This window comes from Bacteroides luti (assembly GCF_900128905.1).
GTDB lineage: Bacteria > Bacteroidota > Bacteroidia > Bacteroidales > Bacteroidaceae > Bacteroides > Bacteroides luti.
In genome coordinates, this window is sequence record NZ_FQTV01000018.1 from 46,689 (window position 1) to 70,215 (window position 23,527).

Annotated in this window: 14 protein-coding genes and 1 pseudogene; 3 read left to right on the top strand and 12 right to left on the bottom strand. The window is 37.4% G+C overall.

The genetic code is table 11. The features are described 5' to 3' along the window. From BUC21_RS14190 to BUC21_RS14210, 5 genes and pseudogenes are all read right to left on the bottom strand, one after another. Entirely contained in the window at nucleotides 1-765 is a 765-nt protein-coding gene (locus tag BUC21_RS14190; protein WP_073403599.1) for a HEPN domain-containing protein, read from the bottom strand. A 198-nt stretch (nucleotides 766-963) separates the two neighbouring features. Continuing rightward, nucleotides 964-2,628, bottom strand: a complete 1,665-nt coding sequence (locus tag BUC21_RS14195; RefSeq protein WP_073403601.1) for an RNA-binding domain-containing protein — start codon at nucleotides 2,626-2,628, stop codon at nucleotides 964-966. Between the two features lie 617 nt (nucleotides 2,629-3,245). Continuing rightward, a pseudogene (locus BUC21_RS14200) lies at nucleotides 3,246-3,443 on the bottom strand (HipA domain-containing protein); the annotation flags it as partial. Nucleotides 3,444-3,659: 216 nt separating this feature from the next. After that, nucleotides 3,660-5,918: a family 20 glycosylhydrolase gene (locus BUC21_RS14205; RefSeq protein WP_073403603.1), complete on the bottom strand. Its 2,259-nt coding sequence runs from the start codon at nucleotides 5,916-5,918 to the stop codon at nucleotides 3,660-3,662. A 38-nt stretch (nucleotides 5,919-5,956) separates the two neighbouring features. Beyond that, a complete protein-coding gene (locus BUC21_RS14210; protein ID WP_083547717.1) occupies nucleotides 5,957-7,837 on the bottom strand; it encodes an alpha-L-fucosidase in 1,881 nt (626 codons plus the stop codon). Nucleotides 7,838-8,886: 1,049 nt separating this feature from the next. Between BUC21_RS14210 and BUC21_RS16490 the strand changes: the two genes are divergently transcribed. From BUC21_RS16490 to BUC21_RS14220, 3 genes are all read left to right on the top strand, one after another. Beyond that, nucleotides 8,887-9,045: a hypothetical protein gene (locus BUC21_RS16490; RefSeq protein ID WP_175550528.1), complete on the top strand. Its 159-nt coding sequence runs from the start codon at nucleotides 8,887-8,889 to the stop codon at nucleotides 9,043-9,045. 203 nt (nucleotides 9,046-9,248) lie between these two features. Further along, nucleotides 9,249-9,650: a VOC family protein gene (locus tag BUC21_RS14215; RefSeq protein WP_073403605.1), complete on the top strand. Its 402-nt coding sequence runs from the start codon at nucleotides 9,249-9,251 to the stop codon at nucleotides 9,648-9,650. A gap of 1 nt (nucleotide 9,651) precedes the next feature. Beyond that, nucleotides 9,652-10,374 carry a DUF5131 family protein gene (locus BUC21_RS14220; RefSeq protein ID WP_073403607.1) on the top strand — a complete coding sequence of 241 codons (723 nt, stop codon included), beginning with the start codon at nucleotides 9,652-9,654 and terminating at the stop codon, nucleotides 10,372-10,374. Between the two features lie 104 nt (nucleotides 10,375-10,478). Here BUC21_RS14220 and BUC21_RS14225 read toward each other — a convergent pair whose 3' ends face one another. From BUC21_RS14225 to sigZ, 7 genes are all read right to left on the bottom strand, one after another. After that, nucleotides 10,479-13,157 (bottom strand): alpha-L-rhamnosidase-related protein, encoded by a 2,679-nt coding sequence (locus BUC21_RS14225; RefSeq protein ID WP_073403608.1) that lies wholly within the window; start codon nucleotides 13,155-13,157, stop codon nucleotides 10,479-10,481. A 26-nt stretch (nucleotides 13,158-13,183) separates the two neighbouring features. Beyond that, the gene (locus BUC21_RS14230) at nucleotides 13,184-14,956 is read right to left on the bottom strand and encodes an endo-dextranase (RefSeq protein WP_073403610.1); all 1,773 of its coding nucleotides are present in this window, start codon (nucleotides 14,954-14,956) and stop codon (nucleotides 13,184-13,186) included. Nucleotides 14,957-14,967: 11 nt separating this feature from the next. Beyond that, entirely contained in the window at nucleotides 14,968-16,428 is a 1,461-nt protein-coding gene (locus BUC21_RS14235; protein WP_073403611.1) for a SusE domain-containing protein, read from the bottom strand. Between the two features lie 31 nt (nucleotides 16,429-16,459). Then, nucleotides 16,460-17,950, bottom strand: coding sequence for a RagB/SusD family nutrient uptake outer membrane protein (locus BUC21_RS14240; RefSeq protein WP_073403612.1), 1,491 nt, complete (start codon nucleotides 17,948-17,950; stop codon nucleotides 16,460-16,462). 11 nt (nucleotides 17,951-17,961) lie between these two features. Beyond that, entirely contained in the window at nucleotides 17,962-20,961 is a 3,000-nt protein-coding gene (locus BUC21_RS14245; protein WP_073403613.1) for a SusC/RagA family TonB-linked outer membrane protein, read from the bottom strand. 180 nt (nucleotides 20,962-21,141) lie between these two features. Continuing rightward, nucleotides 21,142-22,812: a DUF6377 domain-containing protein gene (locus tag BUC21_RS14250; RefSeq protein ID WP_073403614.1), complete on the bottom strand. Its 1,671-nt coding sequence runs from the start codon at nucleotides 22,810-22,812 to the stop codon at nucleotides 21,142-21,144. Between the two features lie 74 nt (nucleotides 22,813-22,886). Beyond that, nucleotides 22,887-23,477, bottom strand: coding sequence for an RNA polymerase sigma factor SigZ (gene sigZ / locus BUC21_RS14255; protein ID WP_073403615.1), 591 nt, complete (start codon nucleotides 23,475-23,477; stop codon nucleotides 22,887-22,889). Nucleotides 23,478-23,527: the final 50 nt, after the last annotated feature.

Consider the following 23,527-nt stretch of genomic DNA (forward strand, 5'->3'; position numbering starts at 1 on the left):
TCAAAGGTTACATTCTTTAAAAGCATCAAAAGTACTCTCTACAAACTTATTTATTTCAGAAATCAATGATTTCAGTTTATGGAGATCGATAAAGGCATAACTGCCATCTTTACTTTTTCCGTTTCTATGAACAAGATCGTGCCTTGTTTCTATATATGGAACTATGGCACTTATTGAAGGAAATTTTATATTGAATGTACCTTCAAAAATAGACTTTACAATCCACAGATTATGATATACCATATCTTGAGCACATTCATTAATTCTGCTCTCTATTTTAGTATATTCTTCAAAAATATCGCAGAGTTTAATTTTTTCATTTTTAAGTGACGGACAAATTTTTAAATAATTTGTTGTATAAATAGGAGATCGTTTTATAAAACACAAACACATATCACATAAGAAAGCTTCCATCGCGCCAAATGCCCCAATAAATAATTGTTGATTTAATGTAAATGACATCTCTGGTGTCAAATGCAGGGTGAGTAACTTTTCTAGATTTTCAATAGAATATTTGTATGTGGCAAGAATATCTTCAGGCATATCAGGTACTTCTCTCGGAGTTATTTGTGTGATTCCACCAGATGCAATATAAGTTGTATCACTGAATGTCTCATAATTATTGTCTATAACAATGTCTCCTTCAATTACTTTTGTAGCATCTTCAGCATAGGATTCATCAGCTAAGCAAATCATATCAAAATATTTTAGCTTGTGAGTAGCAGTGATTAGAATGTTGCCACGTATATAAATTCTTTTCTCCATATTTTAACGATTTGCTGTTTTCTCTAAAAGTGTTTCGTTCTTTGATTGCTAATTTGCTGTCTCATGACTTCAATCATTTTATTCGTTTCTTAATAATTGAATAAAGTGAATATTCTCTAGACGGTTCCATTCTTACATAATTGCTAAAACATAACTAAAACATAACTAAAACATAACTAAAACATAACTAAAACATAACTAAATTAGCTTCCATTTAGAATAGCCTGAATTTTCAATTTTTCCATTCTTTTTCAATGCAGAAAGTAAATTCCCCACCTTTCTATCCTTTTGTTGGTCGTTTAAAATATCAGATAGTTTATCATGCAAAAGCTCACTTATTTCAGCTTTTGATGCACTCCCGTATTTCTTAATATATTCAATAATCATTCTTTTAAAATGGTTGTCATCAAAACTTTTATTCTTTATGTATTGAGCTTTAAGTTTTTCATTTTTTGTAGATTTTACGACTTTATATGATAGATAAATATTAGGTCTTCTCCCTTCAATAAATCCAAGTTTGTTAATATATCTATACTCTTGCTCAGAAATAGGACGTTTTTTCTGTACCTTATCGAGAGTAATAATGTCTTGAAGAGATAGGGTTGGGGTATTTATTAATATTTTTGCGAATTCTTCATTAAGAATACGCCCAGTTAAGGTTGCTTTTACTTTTCCGCCTGAAAGATCATAGTCCGGCATGGGAAAAAGTCTGGCACGCTGAAAATTGTAGATTTTCCTAATTCCTCCACCTTGTGTATCTATCATATTAAGATTTCTCATAGCTTCCACTAAATATGGATTTCTATAATACTCTTCTGGCGAATCCTCTGTTACAACGGTCTCTACAGATTTAGGTATAAATTCTCCATAATTAGAAAATACTAAATGGTCATCTTCAAATTCAACAACATTTATTCTTGCACCTTTTGTATAGTCTTGGTGTGCAATACAGTTCTGTATAAGTTCTCGGATATTAAAAGGTTCATATCTCAATAATTCTTCAGGGAACAAAGTACTATCTCTCAAATATCTGTATTTTAGATTCCTGATTTTACGAAAAACTTCTTCTACAGATAGTAATAATGGAATAGAAAAAATTTCAAAATCTTTATCTTGGTTGTCAAGCGTTTTGAGATTCCATCTTATTTTAGCAACAGAAGGACTCAAAAAATGCTCTGATTCTTCTTTTCCAAGTAATATAAGAGCTGCATTTGTTATTTTTCCATTACGAGTAAGTTTTGCTTTGTTCAAGAAAATTTCATTACTCCAGTTATCAACCTCTTCCGCATATTTAGGATTACGTTTCTTGTATTCGTTTCGGGCCTTAGCAATGGCATCAGAATCAAGATCGGTAATTGTTGCTTCTTCAATAATGTTTGCACTCCAATCTTCAATTGAAGTAGTTTCTGCAAGAATAGTTTCCTTTCTCTCTTTTCTCATTTCTATTAAGCTATCTCCAATTCTTTGCCATGCTTTCTTATGGGCATAAACCGGTAATCTTTTTTGATGTTTAGGGATATGCAGAATCCAAACATATTTGTTAGTATCTTCTGTGAAATATTCATCAACGAATAAACCTTCTGAGCTAAGATTTGTACAACTATCTAATAATGTTCTGATAACATTCTCTTTCGTGAAGCTAGCAAAATCTTGAATGCCTTTTATTTTTAGGCTTTTATCTTCAACACCTATAATGAGATGTCCTCCATTCATATTTGAGATTGCAGAAATATATGAAATAATATCTTCTCCTTCATTCCCTCTTATAAAATGCTTTAGCTTGGAAAACTCTTTCCATTCACAAGATTCATTTTCAATGGGAAATTGTTGTTTTAGATAATTCTGTAATTCTGTTTCTTTCATGCTTTATGGTGTCCTTGTTGGCATATTTAAGTTGTAAAAATATATGCAAATATAATAATTAATAGATATCTATAGCTACTATTTTTTTATTTATTAAAAAATGACTTTTCCCCATTTCTTAAATATAAGAAAATGCAGCACACAAATATTGGATTTTTTCCCATGTAAACTCTAGAGAAAAGAATAAAAAGAGTAGTAACTTATTCATCTTCATTATTTCAAATTTTGTTTATTATAATTCCGATACAAAGTTCCAGTTCTTTCGATTGCTATTCAATCGCTATATTGAGTGGCCTTAGTAATCATTAATAATGATTTATAGTTAATAATATGCTAATTACAGGATATAAGAGTTTTATATAACCCCCTGATTTTATTAGAATCAGGGATTACTTATTTTGTCTTAGTTCTTGCTTGACAAATTCATTTACACCCTCATTAATATCCTGATAAGTAATTTTGAATTATTTGAAAATGCCTTGATTGCTAGATATTAGTTGAACTGAGATTATTCTTGTTTTTATTTATAAACATTAACCAACATTGGTGTGCTTATACAAAGTGAGTTTTTTTTATTCAACTTTTTGCATAGTAAATAGAACATATTTTTTGTATTTATTTCTATTAAATAATCCCTTATCAAGGGCAAACTCTGTATTATCGATATGGATTCTTGTGTCTAAAAGGTCGTAAGCCGGAGCTAAGCGAAAGTCTCCATCTTTAGTTTCAAGTATAGAGAAATTCTTTAAATGAGCATCTCCATTAGAAAATAAGAAATTGAACATGACTAAACGAAAGAACTTTAATTGTTCAATAAATTGAGATAAAAACAATAGAAATCACATTTTATTGTGATTTTAGTAGAAAATCGTTTCCCGTTAATGAAGCTTTGTTTAATAATCACAAAATATTGTGATTTTTGATTATAAGGCTTAGGCTGTTTTATATAGCATATCGATTAAAAAGAATAGCCTTAACAGAGTGGAGATACTCTGCTAAGGCTATTCTTATATATTTTACGATAATAAGTTTTAATGCTTCAACCATTCAGCAGGCCATTCAATCTTGTCACCTTTATAATTGTAAGTACTCATTTTAAGTGTGCCGCCGTTATGATCAAAATAGAGGATCTTTACTGGATGCAGACCTTTTGACAATGCCATTTGAGAAGTGATCTCTTTCGGAGAGTGACCACCATCATTATCAAGAATCAGCTGGCCGTCCACTTCCATTGTGCTGCCATCGTCTGATAGCAATGCAAAGGTGTAGATTCCATCTGCAGGAACATTCAGATAGCCGGTTAGTACCAGGCCGATATTACCTTTTACTTCTTTCGGGATGGAGACAGTGGAAACCTGATACTCTCCATTTACAGGAGCAGCCTCTATTTCACGGCAACGTTCCCCAACATATTCGTGCCAGGTAGCTTTCAGTCCACTTCCCTGAATAGTGGCCGGAGTAGCCGGAGAATAATCCATCTTGATGAACTTCGCTTTTACAGCTTCGGATGGAGTTCCGTCGGCACGGAAAGTACGGAAAATATAATCTGTGGATTGATCAATAGTTATCGGACCATTATAGAGGGCAGAACTTCTTGTCGGATTCTTGCCATCAGTGGTATAACGAATCTCTACATTTGGCTTCAGACAAGTCAGATTTAATGTCTTGCTATCAATAAATGCATTTGTTTCATAGAAACCGCCTAAATCTGGAACACGGTAGTTCACCTTCTCAGCTTCCAGTAATTTCAATTGTGCAGGAAGTCGGTTTAGGAAATCCTTTTCATTCTTTTTCTCTGCTGGCAGCCAAACCATCTCACTGAAAGCAACCAGTCGGGGGAACAACAGATATTCAACTCTTTTAATGGTTGGCACCGATTCCGTCCATAAGTTACATTGCGCTCCAATGATATTCTGCTTCTGAGCATCAGACAATCCTTCGAGCAGTGGATTGTAGTTATAAAGAGTTGACATTGAATTCTTGTCTTCCCAGTTATCCAGATAGAATGCACCGTTAGGACACAAAATAGCCTGATTGCCTTGTGCAGTAGCCTGTGGAACAGCATTCGGAGCCCAGGTACGCCACCAGGTAATGGTTGCCGTTTTAGACAGACCACCTTCCAGAATTTCGTCCCAACCTATCATGCGGCGACCATTCTCGTTAAAGAACTTTTCCATGTTGTGAACGAACCATGCCTGCAATTGCTCAGGAGTATTCAATCCTTGCTCCTTCATTCTGCGCTGACAGTCGGGGCACTTCTTCCAGTTGGTTTTCTCTACTTCGTCGGCACCCAGATGAATGTATTGATAAGGGAATAACTGCATCACTTCGCGATACACATTCTTGCAAAATTCCAGTGACGAATCTTTTCCCGGACAGATAGGAGAGGAGAAAGTAGTTCCCCATCCAACCATGCCTGTGCAGGCCACATCCGGATAATTGCTGATAGCTGCCATAAAATGTCCCGGCATATCTATTTCGGGAATAATGTCGATACCTCGTTGTGTTGCGTAAGCTACCACTTCACGAATATCATCCTGAGTATAGAACCCGCCGTAAAGAGTATCTGTTCCCTGAATCTGCATTTTTGCTTCCGGCAAGTGGAAGTCCGAGTTCTCATATTTTTTCTCAAATTTCTGGCAATCGCGGTCTTGATTATTGAAATGTCTCCACGCACCTTTCTCAGTAAGCAAAGGATATTTCTTTATTTCAATGCGCCATCCCTGATCATCGGTAAGATGCCAGTGAAACTTATTCAGTTTATAAAGAGCCATTAAGTCGAGTACCCTTTTTACTTCAGCTTTGCTCCAGAAGTGGCGGGAAGAGTCGAGCATAAAACCTCTCCATGGAAGAGCAGGAGAGTCCTCTATCTTTACTTCGGGAATTGTACGTCCCTGCAATAATTGTCGCAGAGTGGCGATACCGGCAATTACTCCCTGATAATCTTTCCCTTCAATCTTAATACTCTTTGCAGTTACCTTCAATCGGTAAGCACCGGCTTTTGGCAGAGAGCTATCCAGAGAAATCTGTATCACACTATTTTTGCTATTGCTCACTTTCAATGAAGTCCCAGCTGCTGCACCAATTACCTGTTGCAGATATTCGGCTGCAGGGCGCAGACTTGCGGCAGTAGCAGTTATGGTTTGTCCGCTTTTAAGGTTGAATACACCGGAACCTTCTTCCATAGAAAGAGGTTTTGGAACGATAGACACTGTGTTTTTTGCTATTGTTGGTATGCCAATCATAATTAACGCAACCAGCAGGCAAACTCTTATTTTTTTATTTAGCATGACTTTTATAAGTTTCTGTGTTTTTTGTATTTAATGAGTTACTTTACTTCTATTTCTGCATATCCGGCCTCTTGAGTGCCATCCGTATTACTTAATGCTGTAAGCTTCACAAATCGTACTTTTTTCTTCTGGAAGTACTTTGTCTGAGGAATCGGATTGTTCTTTATGTTCGAGAACTCACCTTCAGATACCGTTTCCCAATTCTTCCCGTCGGCAGAAACAGAAAATTTGTAATTGAAGATCACCCCTTTAGCTCCTACTTTTTTATCTGGAGTATAGGTAAACTCTGAAATCTGAGCGTCTTTTTGTAAATCGATGATCAATTCGTGAGGCAGATTACTTTGCTGTATATACACGGTAGCAGGATTGCCATCAATAGCAGCAGAAGCAGTTGCATCACCATTCAGAATCTTCCAGTTCTTAGTGATATTCAGTTTACCCTTTTCGCTATTGTTGCTTTGTGCTTCCACCGGAGCATTGTAAACAGACAAAGTAGAAATTAAAGGGCAAGCCTTCGAATCTGTAATATGAATACGAATTTTAGAAGCCGTAGTCGATGGAATACGCAAGATGCGTTTGTTACCAATGGTTGTTGCTTTGGCCACCTCTTTCCAGCTGCCATTCTGATAAGCATCAACGGTGAATGCCTTAACACGTTGTCCGAGTGCAATGTACTCACGCAACAAAACCCGGTTGAAAGTAGTGTTCTTCTTAAAGTCGAGAGTCAACGTAGCGTTGGTTACCCCGTCATCAGTTGCCCAGTAAGTCTTGTTATCTCCGTCAACAACATTGCGTGCAGCATAACTTTTAGACTTTTCACGAACATTAGAAGCTGTAACCATTTTTCCCTTCGCGAGATCGTTGGCAAGCTCTTTTCTGATAATCCGTGCAAATTCAAGCAAAGACTTCTCATCTATTTCATTCACAAGACCGCGACGATCCACCGGCAGATTCAGAATCATATTACCGTTGCGCCCTATGGAGTTATAATACAGTTCAACCAGTTGCTGAGGAGTCTTAACCTTTGAATCTTCCGAAGCATGGTAGAACCATCCCGGACGAATGGAAGTGTTCACCTCCGCCGGAACCCAGTAATTACCATCTTCGTGTCCGTTGCGAAGTTGTTCATACAGCGGCCATCCCGGCCACACCTCATCACGTCTCAATGTACTCCAGTTTGTTTCTCCTACCCAACCTTCTTCCGTTCCGCACCAACGGCAATCGGGGCCAGCATCACTAAATAACATAATATTTGGCTGAAGAGAATAAACCAACTTATACGTATTTGGCCAGTCATAATAAGTCTTGCGATCTATGGTTCGTTGCTCGTTGGCTCCGCCGTAATACCCCGTTCCACCATTGGCACCGTCAAACCACATTTCGAAGATATCCCCGTAATTAGTCAGAATCTCCTTTAGTTGATTGCGGAAATAAGTAATATAATCGGGAGAGCCATACACTGCACTATTGCGATCCCACGGAGAAAGGTAAAGACCAAGTTTCAGCCCATACTCATCACACGCCTTACGAAGTTCAGCAATAACATCGCCTTTGCCATTCTTCCATGGAGAAGCTTTTACCGAATAGTTGGTGTATTTGGAAGGCCACAAGCAAAATCCGTCGTGGTGTTTAGTTGTGAGAATAATCCCCTTGAATCCCGCCTCCTTGCAAATGCGAGCCCATTGACGGCAATCCAGTTGAGTAGGATTGAACAGCTTAGGATCTTTGTCGCCATATCCCCATTCCATATCCGTAAACGTGTTCATACTGAAATGGATAAAAGCATACATCTCCATTTCCTGCCATTTTAACTGACGCTGATCGGGCACCGGACCACATGGTGCAGGTTGTGCTTTTAGTAGCTGACTTGGAAGACAAGTAAACAAGCCCATCATTCCTGCTAAAACTAATTTCTTCATATAATTTTTTAAAAGGTTTCAGGATTAATACATTTCTATATACAATTAAAACAGCCTATTTACCTAGGTAGATGCTATATTTTATTAGAAATACAAATATAAATAATATTTAATAGGCGAATTTTATTTCTAAAAATATTGTCGAACAATAGGCGCAAGTTTGCATGTTGTTTTAAGATGTATCACGCCGGAGTTTAGTAAAACTCCGGTTTGTCTTTTCAAAAACTATTCCGGATGTTTGTGTATTCTTGTACAAAAGAATGCATTCTTCTGTACAAAACAATTAATTCTTTTGTACAGAAGATATAATTGTTTTGTACAACATTGCATCAACCTCCCGCCTGAGATAAAAAAAGTCACTCGGGAGTTTGAGTAAACTCCCGTTGGACGTTTCCGGAAAGCCGGAATAGGATTTCATAACCTGCCGAATCACTACATAAATTTTAATTTTGCGAAATTGATCTAGCAATCTAGCAGTAAGCCTTTAAGTTGTTGTTTATAAGTATGATAGAGGTGCTAGATTAAAATAATTTGATCTAGCGTTGATCTAGCAATCTAGCACCTTGTCTCGTCTTGATATGGTTGACTTTGCTTATTGTTAATCCTTGTATAGGTTGGTTAAGGTGTTGTTTATTAACTGTTTTTCTGTGATAAGTTGTCTGGGCTGTATATGATTTGTCTGCCAAAGCGCTAGATCGCTAGATCACTGCTAGATCAATTAGGTTTGATCTAGCGGGGGTAATGTGGTTATAGTCAATTTGTTATGCGGGTGGTGCTAGATTGCTAGATCAATTTGTGGATTTTTAATTTTCTTGAGAAGGTTATTATTATGTGTAACCAGTTAAAATATCATTGATAAACTTTGTTATAAAAAGTTTCTTTTAAAAATATCATCTTGTTTTTTTATCCTGTGGAAGAAAGATTGATTGATATATCAGTTATCCTGTCTATCCTATGTAAAGATGTATACTTCCTGAGATAAACATTATATGTGCAAGGAATTAAGATAGATATTTTGCATCGTCAACTCAAATAGCAACTATATATTAATGCTGGTATTCAAAAGGATAGCCATAACAACAATGTCCCTCCTTCTAAAGGCTCCAATCAAAGCAAAAACTATTAAACGTACCCGCTCGCTTAGAAAGAAATCAGATAATTCTAATGGTGGGCAACTTGAGAATGGAAGAACTACCTTGAAACTGTAATATTGGGTGAAATTAGTCAAAAAAGATGTTGTTAATATAAATAAGATTTTTACCTTTGGGAACAAAAAATGAAACAATTGAAATTAATAAGCATATAACCATCAAAGGGTTTAATCAAATCAAAAAAGTGGTTTGCAATAAATATAGTAGTATATATATGGTTCATATTCAATAATATAAAAACAAATTTAAATTGAATATTTATGAAATTCAGTAACGTGAGATTATTAGTCAAAGACTACAAAAAGTGCTTTAAATTTTACACAGAACAATTAGGATTTGAACCACTTTGGGGAGATGAAAACGGATGTTATGCTTCATTTAAAGTGGCAGACGGGATTGAAGGATTTGCCATTTTTGTTTCTGATTATATGGCTCCAGCTGTTGGAAATGTTGAAAAAACACAGCCGATTGGTTACAGGGAAAAATCAATGGTTGTTTTTGAAGTAGAGAATGTGGATGATACCTATCGAGCTTTTTTAGAAAAAGGCATTAACTTTATTAATGAACCGACTGATATGCCCGACTGGGGGATGAGAGTTGTTCACTTGCGGGACCCGGAAGAAAATTTAATTGAGTTTTTTACACCTTTAGCTGCACAGTAATATGAATTGGGAACCGTGGACAGGTTGTTATAAAATAAGCGATGGTTGCACTTACTGCTATTTCTATGGTCCTTTCTCAAAACGTTTCGGACAAAATAATGTATATAAAACGAACGAATTTGATAAACCTATAGCTAAAACGACAAAGGGTATATATAAAATTCAAAGCGGAAAGATTGTTGCGACTTGTTTCGCAAGCGATTTTTTTATTGCTGAAGCTGATGAATGGCGTAAAGAAGCTTGGGAAATGATAAAGAAACGACCCGAACTTGACTTTTTGATTATAACTAAACGCATTGACCGCTTTAATATTTCTCTCCCAAACGATTGGGGTGATGGATATGATAATGTGAATATAGGGTGCACAATTGAAAATCAGGAATCAGCTGATTATAGACTGCCTTTGTTTCTATCCTATCCCATTAAAAGGAGATTTATAGCAGCTTCACCACTTTTGGGCGCTATTGATATATCGGCTTATCTTGACGGAATTGAGCATGTTACCGTAGGTGGAGAAACAGGACGAGAAGCTCGTGTGTGTAATTACGATTGGGTATTAGATATTCGGGAGCAATGTGTTAAGGCCGGAAAAACCTTTTGGTTTAAAAACACAGGTTCGTTTTTTAAATATGACGGCACAGTTCAAAAAATCAATCCATTCAAGCAGAGTTGTGTAGCAAAAGAATTTGGAATTAATATTTTAAACGGCAAAAAGCTATTTTAATTATATCTAAAGCAGAAGGAGCAATAAAATATAATGCCAGCCAAATGTGTATAATAAATGGGGAGCTATCCTCAAAAATCAGGTAGCTCCCCATTTTAATCAACTTAATTAAGCTTAGTAACACGAAGCTCATCAAGCATTGCCTGATTGATAACAAGATTCATGTTCTCATTATATGGCATATAGGTTAGGGATATTATATGCTTTCCGGCCGAAAGATGAATTGGAAGAGGGTTACTCCATCCCCAGTTGCTCCACTCATGCTTTCCTCTTTGAGGAAATATACTAACTCCGGCTTTTTGTCCATCGATAAAGAGGGTACGGATTGCACATTCATTTTCGGTATTGGTAGGACCATTACCATTGGCATAACGCCAGTCGAATGTATAATTGCCTTCTGCACTTATCGTTATATCGATTTCAATGTTAGTGTTTTCTTTCTTATTAATTTCAACAAAGCCATCGCCTTTATATCCCTGGTAATTGGCTGAGGACTTCGGGGCGAACTGCTCAACCTCATAAATCTGCGAAGGGAATATTTGAACCGGTTCGCTGGCAAAAGAGGTGAAGCCGCCTTTTTGAATTGCTGCAACCTGGAGTTCTCCTTTTTCATCTCCTAAAAAAATGGAACAATCTGAAGTCTCTTTCCATAACTTTCCGTCTTTATAGACTTCATACTTCACTGCACTTTCAATGGGCTGCCATTGTAATTTGTCTTCATTCAACTGTACAACAGGCATTAATGGTGATGAAGCATTTTCTACAAGGTTGATTTTCATGGGTTGAAATTCATTGCCTGCCATTACAATCTTAACTGAATGATGTCCGGTGAGGTTTGCATTGATCACGGGTTCACTCTCTTTTCCATCAATGAGAAATGACTTTATCTTATTTCCATAACCTTCCAAAGATATATCCAGCATTGCATTTCGATAAGGAAAGCCGGTTAATTGACGTTTTCCTTTCAAGGCTTTGGGTACGAACGGAGAGAAGCTCAACTGATTATCCCCGAATCGAATACCGAAAAGCAGGCGATGAGTGATGCTGAGGTTGCCGGACAAGCTCCACAACATATTGCTGGAATTGATCTGCGTACCCAGAAAATCACCGGATTCGGCTACGAAATTCTCTTTATTGGTGCAGAACAGAGCCGCCGCACGATAAATACTGCCAATAGCCTGCATCACTCCGGCTTCATTTCCTCCTTTTGCAGAGGCATGCATCCAGTAGGACGAAACAAAAGGCCACACGGCATTGTTGTGGTAAGGCGGCATATCGGCAATTTGAGGATAAAAGATGGGCGCACCAAAAGGAACAACCGGATTATTCTCGGTCACTTGCTTTGCTTGTTCGGGAGAGGTTACATCAAACAAAACTGCTAATGCTTCACCCAACGATTCACTTTTGGGTGATTTGATGTAATTGTTTCTGCCATAAAGATATTGTGCATAATAACCTTTATCTGCCATCCACAGATTTTTATTGATAGCCTCTTTTAATGCTAAAGCTTTCTGTGCATATTGCTTGGATACTTCTGCCTGACCTAAAAGCTTTGCTATATGGCTAAATACATTTAATGCCTGATAATGAACTGCATTGGTGCCAATACATTCCGATTGATAAATATCAGCCGGCTGCATCCATCTGGGGTAACTTTGCTCGCGCCAGTCAATGAATGAAGATTCTCCCATCATCAAACCATTTCTTGGATTATAAACTGTTTCAAAGTCGTCTTCCAAGGAATTTTTTATGATAGGGTAGATGGTTTTCAACCATTGTTGGTCTCCCGTTACTTTATAAATTTCGTAAGCTGCAATAGCCCATACCATCCGGTCGCTGGAACATGGCCATGCACCACCAGTTCCCGTGTCCTGAATAATCCGTCCGCGGGAATTGACTTTCCGCATCAAACTGTTCATTGAAACTTTGGGCTGCATATATGCCATACTTAAGATAATGCTGTAACTTACATCACGAGTCCACACCCCGGGCCATTCTTTACCGGTTCGCAAAGTACTATCCTTTTCGATGGCGTTTTGCATTTCATCCAGTGCCAGATTGTAAATAGCATTCTCAAGTTTTGTGGGAGCTTTCAACTGAGGACAAGCCGAAATATCATTCTTTAGCGACCATCGGAAAATGCCTCCGCGTTGTTTGCTTGTATCATTCAAGGTGAGTCTGGTTTCATAAATTCCATCTCCATCTTCATCGGTCAATTGCAGGATGGGGTGATTTACCAGATTATCAAAATCCCATATCAGCGGATCGGCATCACCTGCTACATACACTCCTTTAAAATCTTCCTTATAGATTTTCTGTCCTGTACGGGTTACGTAATATCCCTGACTATTGAAGGCTTTCTGCATTTCGCGCATATCCAGACGGATGGTTAATTCTGTGTTTTGCTGAAGAATTACTCCCTCCGCTTCCTGCTTATTTGCTTTGAGCAACTCACCAAATTTGATAACCGGAGTCTCTGACTTTCCACTGATGGCTTTGCAAATAAAACTATGATCTTGCCCCGAGGGCATTTCGTTGTCTTTACCGTTTATGGCAAATTTAAAATGAATGAGAGCCGGTTTGTACAAATTGACAGGACTTTGATAATTTGATTCCAGCGCTGTGCCTGAAAGTGCTTTTCCTGTATAATTGCCTTGAACAATCCGATCTGAGTACCATTTATATTTTTGAGTGGTGAGGATGTTGTCCTGCTTGCTCAGTGATGAGCAAGAGGACAAACATACAGCAAACAAAAACATAATACCTATCTGTAATTTATTCATAATGTTTACTGATATTAGGAGGCTGATTATTGATATTCAACAACAATCATGTCCCAGTATTTCAATGATGGTAACTTAAAGGTTACACTGGCTGCACTCTGATGAAATTCTACCTCCTGACTTACTCCACCATCAATGTCCGGTGATGCAAACCATATTCTCTTAATGGTATTCGTCTCTTTTAATCTCAAAGAAGGAGTAGAAATCAAAGAGGGTTCGGGCATACTTCCGTCCAGATCTCGCCAACTGAAATAATTGGCATTGGAGAGATTGATAAGATGAATCACTTCGCATTTACTATTCACCTTTTTAGCCAATACGGACACATTTCCTGTTGATGGAGGCCATGCCGATACATTCATCTTTCCATTAGTGCAACTGAGGTCGACCGTAGAAAATAAGCCACCGTTACGCAACAGATTCTCATAACCGGTAAGAAAATCATAATAGCTGACCATTGCTTTTTGAAGAGTGCCGTCCATCTGAAGATTGCTGTTCGGGAAATATTCCTTGCCAAGCATGTGTTCACCCATCTCGAGGTGTGATCCGCCCAACGCAAACATAACTGCATCAGCTAAAATAACTCCCGGAGTGTTGAAATAACCTTTGCTATTGGCCTTATCATAATTCATATAAGCAGCAAACACAGTTTTATAATTTCCATAGGAGCTGTTTTCGTCAATAATATCTTTCAACGAAGAATAATTTGCATCATTACTCCAAACCTCATTATACAGGAAGTCTACATTACCACTTTCGGCAATTTTTTGCTGTCCATACCGGGCAACAGCATTCATTACCAATCGTTTGCCGGGGTGTTTTGCCTTCATAGCCTGAATGAATGACTTAAAGCCGGCTGCCATATCAATAGCATTTCCATTGTAATCATAGTCAGCACCACGATCGCCCAACTGATCAATATGATATCCGTCAAAATCAAAAACTGAATAAACATCATTATTCTGTTTTGCCAGATAGTTTTGCCAACCTGTATTATTGGGATCGACCAGATAGATCGAACTCTTAAACATAGGAGCACTCAAAGAGCAAACATCGCGGTTGCTGTGATTACGGTCTTTATACAGATTCCATGAAGTTTCTGCACCATCAGAAGCCGCATCGGAAAGTACTCCGTAACATAAGTTATAGAACATTGTTTTCATGCCCGCTTTATGAGCAGCTGAAATATAGTTTTTTACCGTAGTAAGCGATGTGTTGCGGTTTGCAATATCTGTCCAGTTATTGTCCGGTTTATCCGGAGTGCCAGCTAAGGGTTTGTGGTGCTTGTACTGCCAGTCGTAGAATTGCAATCCATTGATATGATAACGCTTCAAACTGGTAATAACAGAGTTGATAGCTGAAGTTGACATGTCATCGAAATTGGAAAGAAATCCATAACGAGGAAACTGTGTCCAGTCACTTGATACATCTACGGCAATAGAACCTAAAACTGTTTCTTTTCCGTCACTGGTTGTAGTATATACTTTAACCATATAACCACGATAATCGGTAGACGGGGCAGTCCAGTTCCATGTTGTAGAAGAGAGTGGCTGTTCGCTTAACTTATCACCCAAATAGTAGTATGCCGCTTTGGCTGAAGATGGCAAGCTGCTAGAAGTAAACGTAACTGTCTCTCCCGGTGAATAACACGCTTTGTCTGTTGATAATGTTACAAAAGTAACATTTTGTTCAGGCGTATCACCACCAGTTCCGGTGGAGCCTTCTCCACTGGAACAAGATCCATTTAAAGGAACCAGACACACAAATAATAAAGATATAATTGTTCTGTTAATTCTCATTGGTATAGTTATTAATTCTTAGTAACTGTCATTTTCTCTGTTAACTGGTTCAGTAAAATAGTATATTTACCTGCTGTACTTACTTTCCATTTCCGGTCAATATCTCCATTCCCTGCAATATGCTTATCAACAAAAGTTATATTCTCTGTACCATCAGTCAAGGCTTTACCATCAGCAGTTGCCATAAACCAGGCACCCATCCAGTCACCTTGCTTATCACATGTGAACTTAATATCGCCAGCTGTCAGGTTTCCTGTCCAGGTAAAGGTGTAAGCATCTACTGCCGTCATAGCTGTTGCATTATCTATACTCCATCCATTAGGGGTAGCGTCGCCAACCATATAAATACCTGCATAAGGAGTAAACTCGGTCATAACCATTGATTCTTTGCCTGGAGTAATATCAAGAGCAATCTTGTATGCCTTGCCACACTGACTCTGCGTCATTGACCACTTGTTATCACCAGTATCGTCAAGTTTTACAGCAGTCCATGTATAAGGCGCATTTGCAGTAGTAGGATGATACATGTTATTCCAGCCTTGGGCTGTTGCAAATTTAAACTCACCGCCATCATTCCAGTTAAAGACAGCTCCGTAACGGAAAATAAACGGATTGGCAGGATCTTGTGTCATTTCTGTAAAATTCCAACTGGAGAATGATCCGACAAACCAGATCTTACTATACGGAGGAACTGCTGTTGCGCTCTTTACCACAGAAATAGAAAGATTTAAAAGGTTTACTTTAATTGTGTAATAACCAGCTTCATCAATAGAGAATTGTTCATCTGGGTTATCAAAGGAACTACGGTAAATCAGTTTCAAATCACTCGATGCAGCATCGCGGTTATAGGAAGGTATAAAGCTGCCTAATGTTGTAATAAACTTAAAGGTTCCTTTATTCAGGTTGCCACTCCAGGTAAAAATACCATTTGTAGTTCGTTGCATTGCGGCTGCATTATCTGCATTAAATCCGTTGGGAGTTGCACTGCCAATAAGATATAAAGTAGAAGATACTGGCTTATAAGTAGTAGCAGCGAAACTTGTTTTTGCTGTTTGTACTTCAACATTGGCATCGGCAACAGTTGCCGTGATGCGTGCTTCCAGATCAGCGGATTTATTGTAATCTACACCCAGTTCTTTGGTAATAATCTCATTCAAATCTTCAACGGTATATTTCAGAGAATAAACCTGCTGACCAAGATCTACGTAATAAGCTTTGGTAAAGTTGTTACCTGCTTTATCGATTTCAAGGGTATAGCTGATTGCTGCATTGGTTCCTTTATTGGTACCGGTTGTCCAATTGAAAGTAATACCATCGCCGGCAGCATTATTTTCATTAAGAGCGACGTTGGTTGCACTGACAGTCAGAGCAAGCTCTTCCTCACCTTTGTTGAGTTCCATCAAATTATCACTGCATGCTGAAAATGCTAAACACCCAGCAAGGACTAATAATATGCTATATATTTTTTTCATATTTTCTTATTTTGATAATATCTATGAGTGATTAATAACCTGGATTTTGCACCATTGCATTATTGCTATCCATTTCTGTCTGAGGGATAGGTAGTAACAGACGGTCTTTAGTAACATTTGTCTTTCCAATAGATTTCAGGTAGTTGATAGCATATTCACCATTTTTCCCGATACGGATCAGGTCGAACCAGCGCTGACATTCAAAAGCAAACTCCATGCGACGTTCGTGTATAATCACTTCTCGCATATCCGACTGAGACTTTCCACTAATATTAGCCAGACCAGCACGCTTGCGAACAATGTTCAACGGAGTTTCGGCAGCTGTTGTTTTGCCCATTTCATTCAAAGCTTCAGCTTTCATAAGAAGAATATCTGCATAACGATAAACTACAAAGTTGCTTGGGTTAGTGTTATATTCTGGAGAATCTTTTTTGCTAACTAGGAACTTACGCACATTGTAACCTGTGTAAGACCATGAAGGATCATAAGCAATACCATCAAAATCAGGACAGCCTGAATAAAGGACAGTAACATCTTTACGCAAATCCCCCGTTTCATAAGAATCTACAAATTCCTTTGTTGGCTGGTTCCAACCATAACCTCCGGCAACAATACCAGAATTACGAGGGCCCATAAAGGTACTCAACCATGATGACTGACCATCTGTACCCCAGAAATTGTAGGAAGTATCTCCTGTATATTGAATTTCAAAAATGGATTCGGCACCATTATTGGCCTTTATACCAAAGTTATCTGCATATTTGTAACCGCTCAGATCATATCCCATGCTTGTAACCTGATCGCAAAGATCTGCAACCATCTGATAATATTCTGTATGATTGGGGGCTAATACCAAATATACCTTTGCCAGCTGAGTGCATGCTGCATCTTTGCAGGCACGTCCTAAATCCGTTGAGCTGTAACTCTTCTTCTCGGGTAAAAGATTGATTGCATTCTGACAGTCTGAAATAATCTGTGCATAAGTTTCATCCAATGTATTACGGGCAATATCAGTACCCTGGCTAGCATCGTGGGGAGCAGTCTCCACAGGAACACCTCCGAACAACTGAGCCAGAATAAAATAGTAATGTGCACGCAGGAAGTAAGCTTCGCCCATGCAGCGATTCTTGATATCTTCATTAATATCAGCATTTGCAACACTCTGCAATAATGTATTACACTGAGCAATTCCCACCCAGGGACTGCGCCAGACATATAGTGCAAAACCATTGTCACTTGTTGCTGTGAAGTTTGCAGCCTGAACTGTTTCAATACCATCAGTACCTCCGCCGGCACCTACATTGCTATTGCTTCCTATAATATCAAGCGACCACATACGCATATTATAAAGATTTGATGACTGAAGTGGCTTATAACAGGCATTTGTAAGGGCAATTGCAATATTTTCAGTGATTTTTGCATTGGTGCTGACCGCATCTGAAGGGTATTTATCCAAATAATCACTGCAGGATGAAAGGGTTAATCCCATTAGAATCAGTGCTGAATATATAATCTTTTTCATATAAGTATTCTTTAGAAGTTAACATTAAGGCCTAAGCTGAAGGTACGAGACAATGGATAACGGCTACTGTCAATTCCGTTGATAGCAACTTCAGGATCAAAACCAGAGTAATTAGTAAATGTAACCAGGTTCTCACAAGACATATTAATACGGGCAGAGTTAATATTCATCTTTTGAATCCATCGTTGAGGGAAAGTATAACCTAAGGTTACATTCTTGATACGCAAATAGGAGCCATTTTCAATGAAACGATTGGAAGCACGACAGTTTTGATTAGGATCTGCATAGACTGCACGTGGCATTGAATAGCTGGTGCCTTCTCCTGTCCATCGGTTAAGAACTGCTGTTGTCTGGTTGTATGCAGCAGACATACCTTCGGAACTGATAGCATTCACATTATAAATATCATTGCCTTCAACTCCCTGTAAAAAGATTGAAAGATCGAAACCTTTATAGGAGAATGTGTTATTCATGGAGAATATCCAGTCTGGATTAGGATTACCAATGATAGTACGGTCGTTTTCATTAATAACACCATCATTGTTCAGATCATTAAACTTGATATCACCGGCAGCTGTACCACCTTGTACCTGAACGGCGTGTTTGGCAACTTCATCACTTGTCTGGAAAATACCTCCTGTAACATAGCCATAAAAAGCATTGATCGGAGCTCCAACTTTCTGAATTGTAAGGTAAGAATTATTATACTGATTCTGATATAAAGGAGTGTTACTATTTAAGTCAACAATCTTGTTTTTGTTGTAAGTGGCAGTAACGGATGTTTCCCACTTGAATGCATCATTAAAGTTAACTGTGTTCAGAGTCATTTCAACACCTTTATTCTGAACTTTACCGGCATTGGTAAAGGTTGTTGTTGTGTCTTCGAATCCGGATGTAATAGGAATAGCAGCTTTTACCAACATATCACAAGTATTCTTTATATAAGCATCGACGGCAAAGTATACGCGACGATTTAACATAGAAAGATCAAAACCCAGATTGGTTTGACGAACTTCTTCCCAATGAATGTTTGGATTTGCCATAGTAACAGTTGACAAGGCATTTACTGTTGTACCACCAAAGCTATAAACACCAGTATTGTAAGTTGATGCAAAATTGTAATTACCAATTTCCTGATTACCGGTAATTCCATATCCAAAACGGAATTTCAAATCATCAATAACATTTGTTTTAGGGAACCAGCTTTCTTGTGATATTCTCCAGGCTGTTGAGAATGATGGGAAAATACCATATTTATGTCCGGAGCCAAAACGAGATGATCCATCGCGACGAACTGTAGCGGTTAATAAATATTTGTCAGCATAATCATAATTTGCGCGAGCCATCAAAGAGAATATTGCCCATTCATTTTGATTACCATCAGCACTTTTGATTGTAGAACCATTACCCAACTGACTTACAGAATCATACAAGAAACCACTTTTTTGGGCAGAAATAAAATCATATTTATTATTCTGAGCACTCGTACCAGCCATTACACTAACATGGTGTTTGCCAAAGGAGTTATCATAAGTGAAATAGTTATCCCATAAGTAAGTAAATGATTTCTTGCTTGATTGGAAACGACTTGATTCTGCTACGGCAATCGGTTTCCAGGCATAAGCTGGAGTGAAGTTATTTTCATACCAGAACTTAGCATCGTACCCAAAAGTACTTTTAAACTTCAGATATTTGGCTAAAGTTATTTCGGCAGAAATATTTGCCAGCAAGTTATATCCTTTTGTATTGTTATGGGTTGTTTCTGCCGTACCAATCGGATTGCGAATGTCGCCATACCAATAAGCATTTCCTATTGGGCCGGACCATCCTCCATCTTCATCTTTTATACTTTGGGTTGGTAAAGCATACATTGCATTGGCAATACTATAATCGCCTGAATTTTTATTATCAGTGCTAAATGTAATATTGTTAATAAGCTTCAACCAATTATTAAGTTTGAAGTCGGTGTTGCTTTGAAAAGTATAACGACGATAATCTGTGTTACGCACAATACCATCTTGATCATAAAGTCCACCTGATATATAATAGTGCTTGGTTTCATCGCCACCAGAGAAATTCAAAGTATAATTTTGTGTTACACCTGTCTTTAGTAATTCATCGAGCCAGTTTGTTCCAACACCTAAAGTAGAAGGATCATTCCAGGCTGGATTAGTTCCCAAACCTGCATTACCTAACATATCATTGCTATATGCAGCATACTGTTTTGCATTTAGCATATCGGGTACATTTGTTGCATCCTGAATGTTCCAGTTGGCTGTAACTCCGATAATTCCTTTTCCGTTTTTACCTTTCTTTGTAGAAATAAGGACTACACCATTTGCTCCACGAGAACCATAAATGGCTGTAGCTGATGCATCCTTAAGAACGTCTACTCGTTCCACATCTACCATGTTAATAGAGGATAATCCCAGATCAGTAGGCACGCCATCGATAACAACCAGTGGATTGCTGTTGTTGATAGTGCCTAATCCACGAATCTTAATAGCTACATTATCACCCGGAGCACCGGCATCGTTTATCTGTACACCCGATACTTTGCCTTGCAAAGCCTGACCAATATTGGCCACAGGTGCATCCTTCAGATCTTTGGCTCCAACAGAACCAACAGCACCTGTTAAATCACTCTTTTTAGCTGTTCCATAACCAATAACAACTACCTCATTCAGTACCTTACTGTCTTCCTGCAAGACTATATCTAAAATACTCTTTGCTGCAACGTGTTGTTCCTGGGGTATATAACCGATAAAAGAGAACACCAAAGTTGATTTAGGATTTACATTAGAAAGTACATAATGGCCATCAACGTCTGTAATTGTTCCATTTGTTGTACCTTTTACAACGACATTTGCTCCAATGATTGGTTCGCCGGATTCTGTTTTAACTTGTCCTTGAACCTTGATTTGCTGTGCAAAAACATTCACTGAAAAAAATAGCCCCAGCAACCATAAAAATATACTGCTGTAGCTTTTTGATTGAAATACTTTTTTCATAAATGAAATCTAAAGTTAATATTATTGTTACTTGCAACTTATCATTGCATCACAAAAATATTTAATCTTGGACCTTCATTTATAATAGATAGAAAAAAAGTAGTGCTTTTTGAAGTTTATATAGTTGATAGCTAGTGTGTTATATTATTTTTAGATGCCCAAAAAAGTAGTTGTTTTTATTTATTTTTTTGTTATTCTACTTATGTTCATAACTTTTTCTTCGAGCTCGTTCCTGTCGCCAATAGCCTTATTACGAACCTTTACACGATAATTGTAGATTGTAGTAACGGAATAACGTAGAAACTCAGCTATCTTGACGCTATCAGTAATTCCAAGACGAATGAGTGCAAAAATGCGTAATACAGTGGTTAACTGATTTTCTGATTTAGGATATTCACGGCCATCTTCTACTAACAACTCATTAAATTCATCCACAAAGTTTGGAAATAAATGCAGAAATGTATCATCAAAGTTTTCATAAAACTCTTTCAATTCATCTTCAATAATCTGATTAGAACGTAGTTTCTTGAACAGAGCTTCAACTTTCTCATTTTGAGCAATCTTGCACAATAAGTGGCGATAATTCTCCATCTTGTCAATATGCAGAGAACAGAAATTCATATAATGACCTATGTATTCCTCTTTGATACGATTAGATTCAATAAGTGCATTATTAGAATCTCTTAATTGTTTATTTGATTCGACGAGCTTTTCATTCAGGAGTTTCTGTTCAATATTCATTTCTTGCAAGCCTTTTGCCAGATTCTGGAGTTGCTCACGGGCAAGAACTAAGTTTTTATATTGTTTATAAAGAAAGAATAGCGCAAACATTAATAAAATAGTCAGAAAACTAACGATAGCCAGCGCGATAGTTCGTTGCATTTCTTTTTTATGCAACTTTTGCTGATATGCCTTCTCTACTATCGGAAAGAACTTGGAAACTTCAATAGTTCGTAAACGAGCATTACAGAATGCTGCATCTTCCATTGAACATTTCAGATAATTATAAGAACGATCTAAATCACCTTCATCATATAGAATCTGAGCTAGTTCACGCAACGAAACATATTCTTTGGCTCCTCTTTCAATGTCAGAAAGGGATGATATGGCTAAATAGTATTTTCTCTTATCATTATCACGATTTTTTCTATAAGCGAGTGACATGGTATATGCTAATGTTCCGATGCTGGGGTCGTTTTTCTTCAGATTATTCATATAACCGGATAGCAACAAGATTGCTTCATTCGCTTTGTTATTATAGATCAATCCATCTGCTTTTACAATAACATATGCATAAGTCTGTTTTTTATTGACTATTAATAAAGAATCCCGATAATGGTCTGTTAATTCAGCATACTTTTTCTTGTCCGATTCAAGCATGGAATAGTCACTCATTAAACCATATATTGTTCTGTACAGGTAATAATAGTAGGGAACAAGATATTCGGCAAGTTTACTTCGGTCTACAGTGTTAAGAATATCAAGTGCTTCTTTATACATTCCTGTAATGCCATATACTTCAGCTAGATTCATGTTAGAATCGTCTATATACGATCTTTTACCTATCTTTTTAGCCAACTGCATCTTCTTCTGGGCATAATAAGCGCAAGAATCGGTATTAAATGCCCGAAACTCATCGAATATTTTTCCTAAAATAGCATAGTTCTGCTCATCATTATGCAAAGGGTATATGCTTTCAATTTGCCTGATACGCCCCACCTTATCATTAAAATAAGATTCACGGTTTTTAATTGTGTGATCAAGCTCATTCAATAAAGATTCAATATCCTGACCTTTTACATAAGAGATATTGTAAATTATCAATATAAGAAGAATTATAATCTTTTTCATGTATTAGAGATTCGTGTTTTCTATAATCCTACAGTTTAAGATAGGCAAAGGTAGTAAAATATGATTTACTTTATCTAATCCTTCTTAACAGATTTAGAGCAACAACAGCATTTAATAGGATGGTAAGAAATGATGGTCCCATATTTATCGAATTCGTAATGGCAACAATTCATCAGAGAATCTTTTAGCATTTGTCTGCCACGCTGAACACGCGATTTGGCTCCTGAAACAGATATATTTAATTCTTTGGATAACTGAATTTGAGATAGGCCTTGAATTTCTACCATATTCAATGCCTGAGCGTATTTTTCAGGTAGAGAATTGATCATTTCCTGTAAGCCTGATGCAAGGTGCTTTGTTGGATTGTCTTCCAATTTGCTATCTGCTTCGTCAATAGCATTTAGTTCTTCATCGGAAAGAATCTGAACTTCAGAGAGTTTGGTCTTGTCTTTCCGATAATAATCGTTTATTGTATTTCTTGCAATCTGAAATACCCAGGCACAAATTTTCGTTTCGTCTTTTATTGAGTGAATGTTTTCGTGTATTTTGATAAATGTTTCCTGTAAAATATCGTCGGCAAGTGAAGAATCAGGCATTCGTTTTACTATATAAGTTTTTAACTGGTCAGAACATGCTTGCCAGATTGCTTCTGTACTATTATCCATAAATTTAGCTATTTCTTTATTAAAACTCAAAATTATATAAACTCATATCT

Excerpts from the sequence above, each read along its gene's own strand:
- BUC21_RS14190 (WP_073403599.1), bottom strand. The coding sequence starts at position 765 with ATGGAGAAAAGAATTTATATACGTGGCAACATTCTAATCACTGCTACT.
- BUC21_RS14195 (WP_073403601.1), bottom strand. The coding sequence starts at position 2,628 with ATGAAAGAAACAGAATTACAGAATTATCTAAAACAACAATTTCCCATT.
- BUC21_RS14205 (WP_073403603.1), bottom strand. The coding sequence starts at position 5,918 with ATGCTAAATAAAAAAATAAGAGTTTGCCTGCTGGTTGCGTTAATTATG.
- BUC21_RS14210 (WP_083547717.1), bottom strand. The coding sequence starts at position 7,837 with ATGAAGAAATTAGTTTTAGCAGGAATGATGGGCTTGTTTACTTGTCTT.
- BUC21_RS16490 (WP_175550528.1), top strand. The coding sequence starts at position 8,887 with ATGCTGGTATTCAAAAGGATAGCCATAACAACAATGTCCCTCCTTCTA.
- BUC21_RS14215 (WP_073403605.1), top strand. The coding sequence starts at position 9,249 with ATGAAATTCAGTAACGTGAGATTATTAGTCAAAGACTACAAAAAGTGC.
- BUC21_RS14220 (WP_073403607.1), top strand. The coding sequence starts at position 9,652 with ATGAATTGGGAACCGTGGACAGGTTGTTATAAAATAAGCGATGGTTGC.
- BUC21_RS14225 (WP_073403608.1), bottom strand. The coding sequence starts at position 13,157 with ATGAATAAATTACAGATAGGTATTATGTTTTTGTTTGCTGTATGTTTG.
- BUC21_RS14230 (WP_073403610.1), bottom strand. The coding sequence starts at position 14,956 with ATGAGAATTAACAGAACAATTATATCTTTATTATTTGTGTGTCTGGTT.
- BUC21_RS14235 (WP_073403611.1), bottom strand. The coding sequence starts at position 16,428 with ATGAAAAAAATATATAGCATATTATTAGTCCTTGCTGGGTGTTTAGCA.
- BUC21_RS14240 (WP_073403612.1), bottom strand. The coding sequence starts at position 17,950 with ATGAAAAAGATTATATATTCAGCACTGATTCTAATGGGATTAACCCTT.
- BUC21_RS14245 (WP_073403613.1), bottom strand. The coding sequence starts at position 20,961 with ATGAAAAAAGTATTTCAATCAAAAAGCTACAGCAGTATATTTTTATGG.
- BUC21_RS14250 (WP_073403614.1), bottom strand. The coding sequence starts at position 22,812 with ATGAAAAAGATTATAATTCTTCTTATATTGATAATTTACAATATCTCT.
- sigZ (WP_073403615.1), bottom strand. The coding sequence starts at position 23,477 with ATGGATAATAGTACAGAAGCAATCTGGCAAGCATGTTCTGACCAGTTA.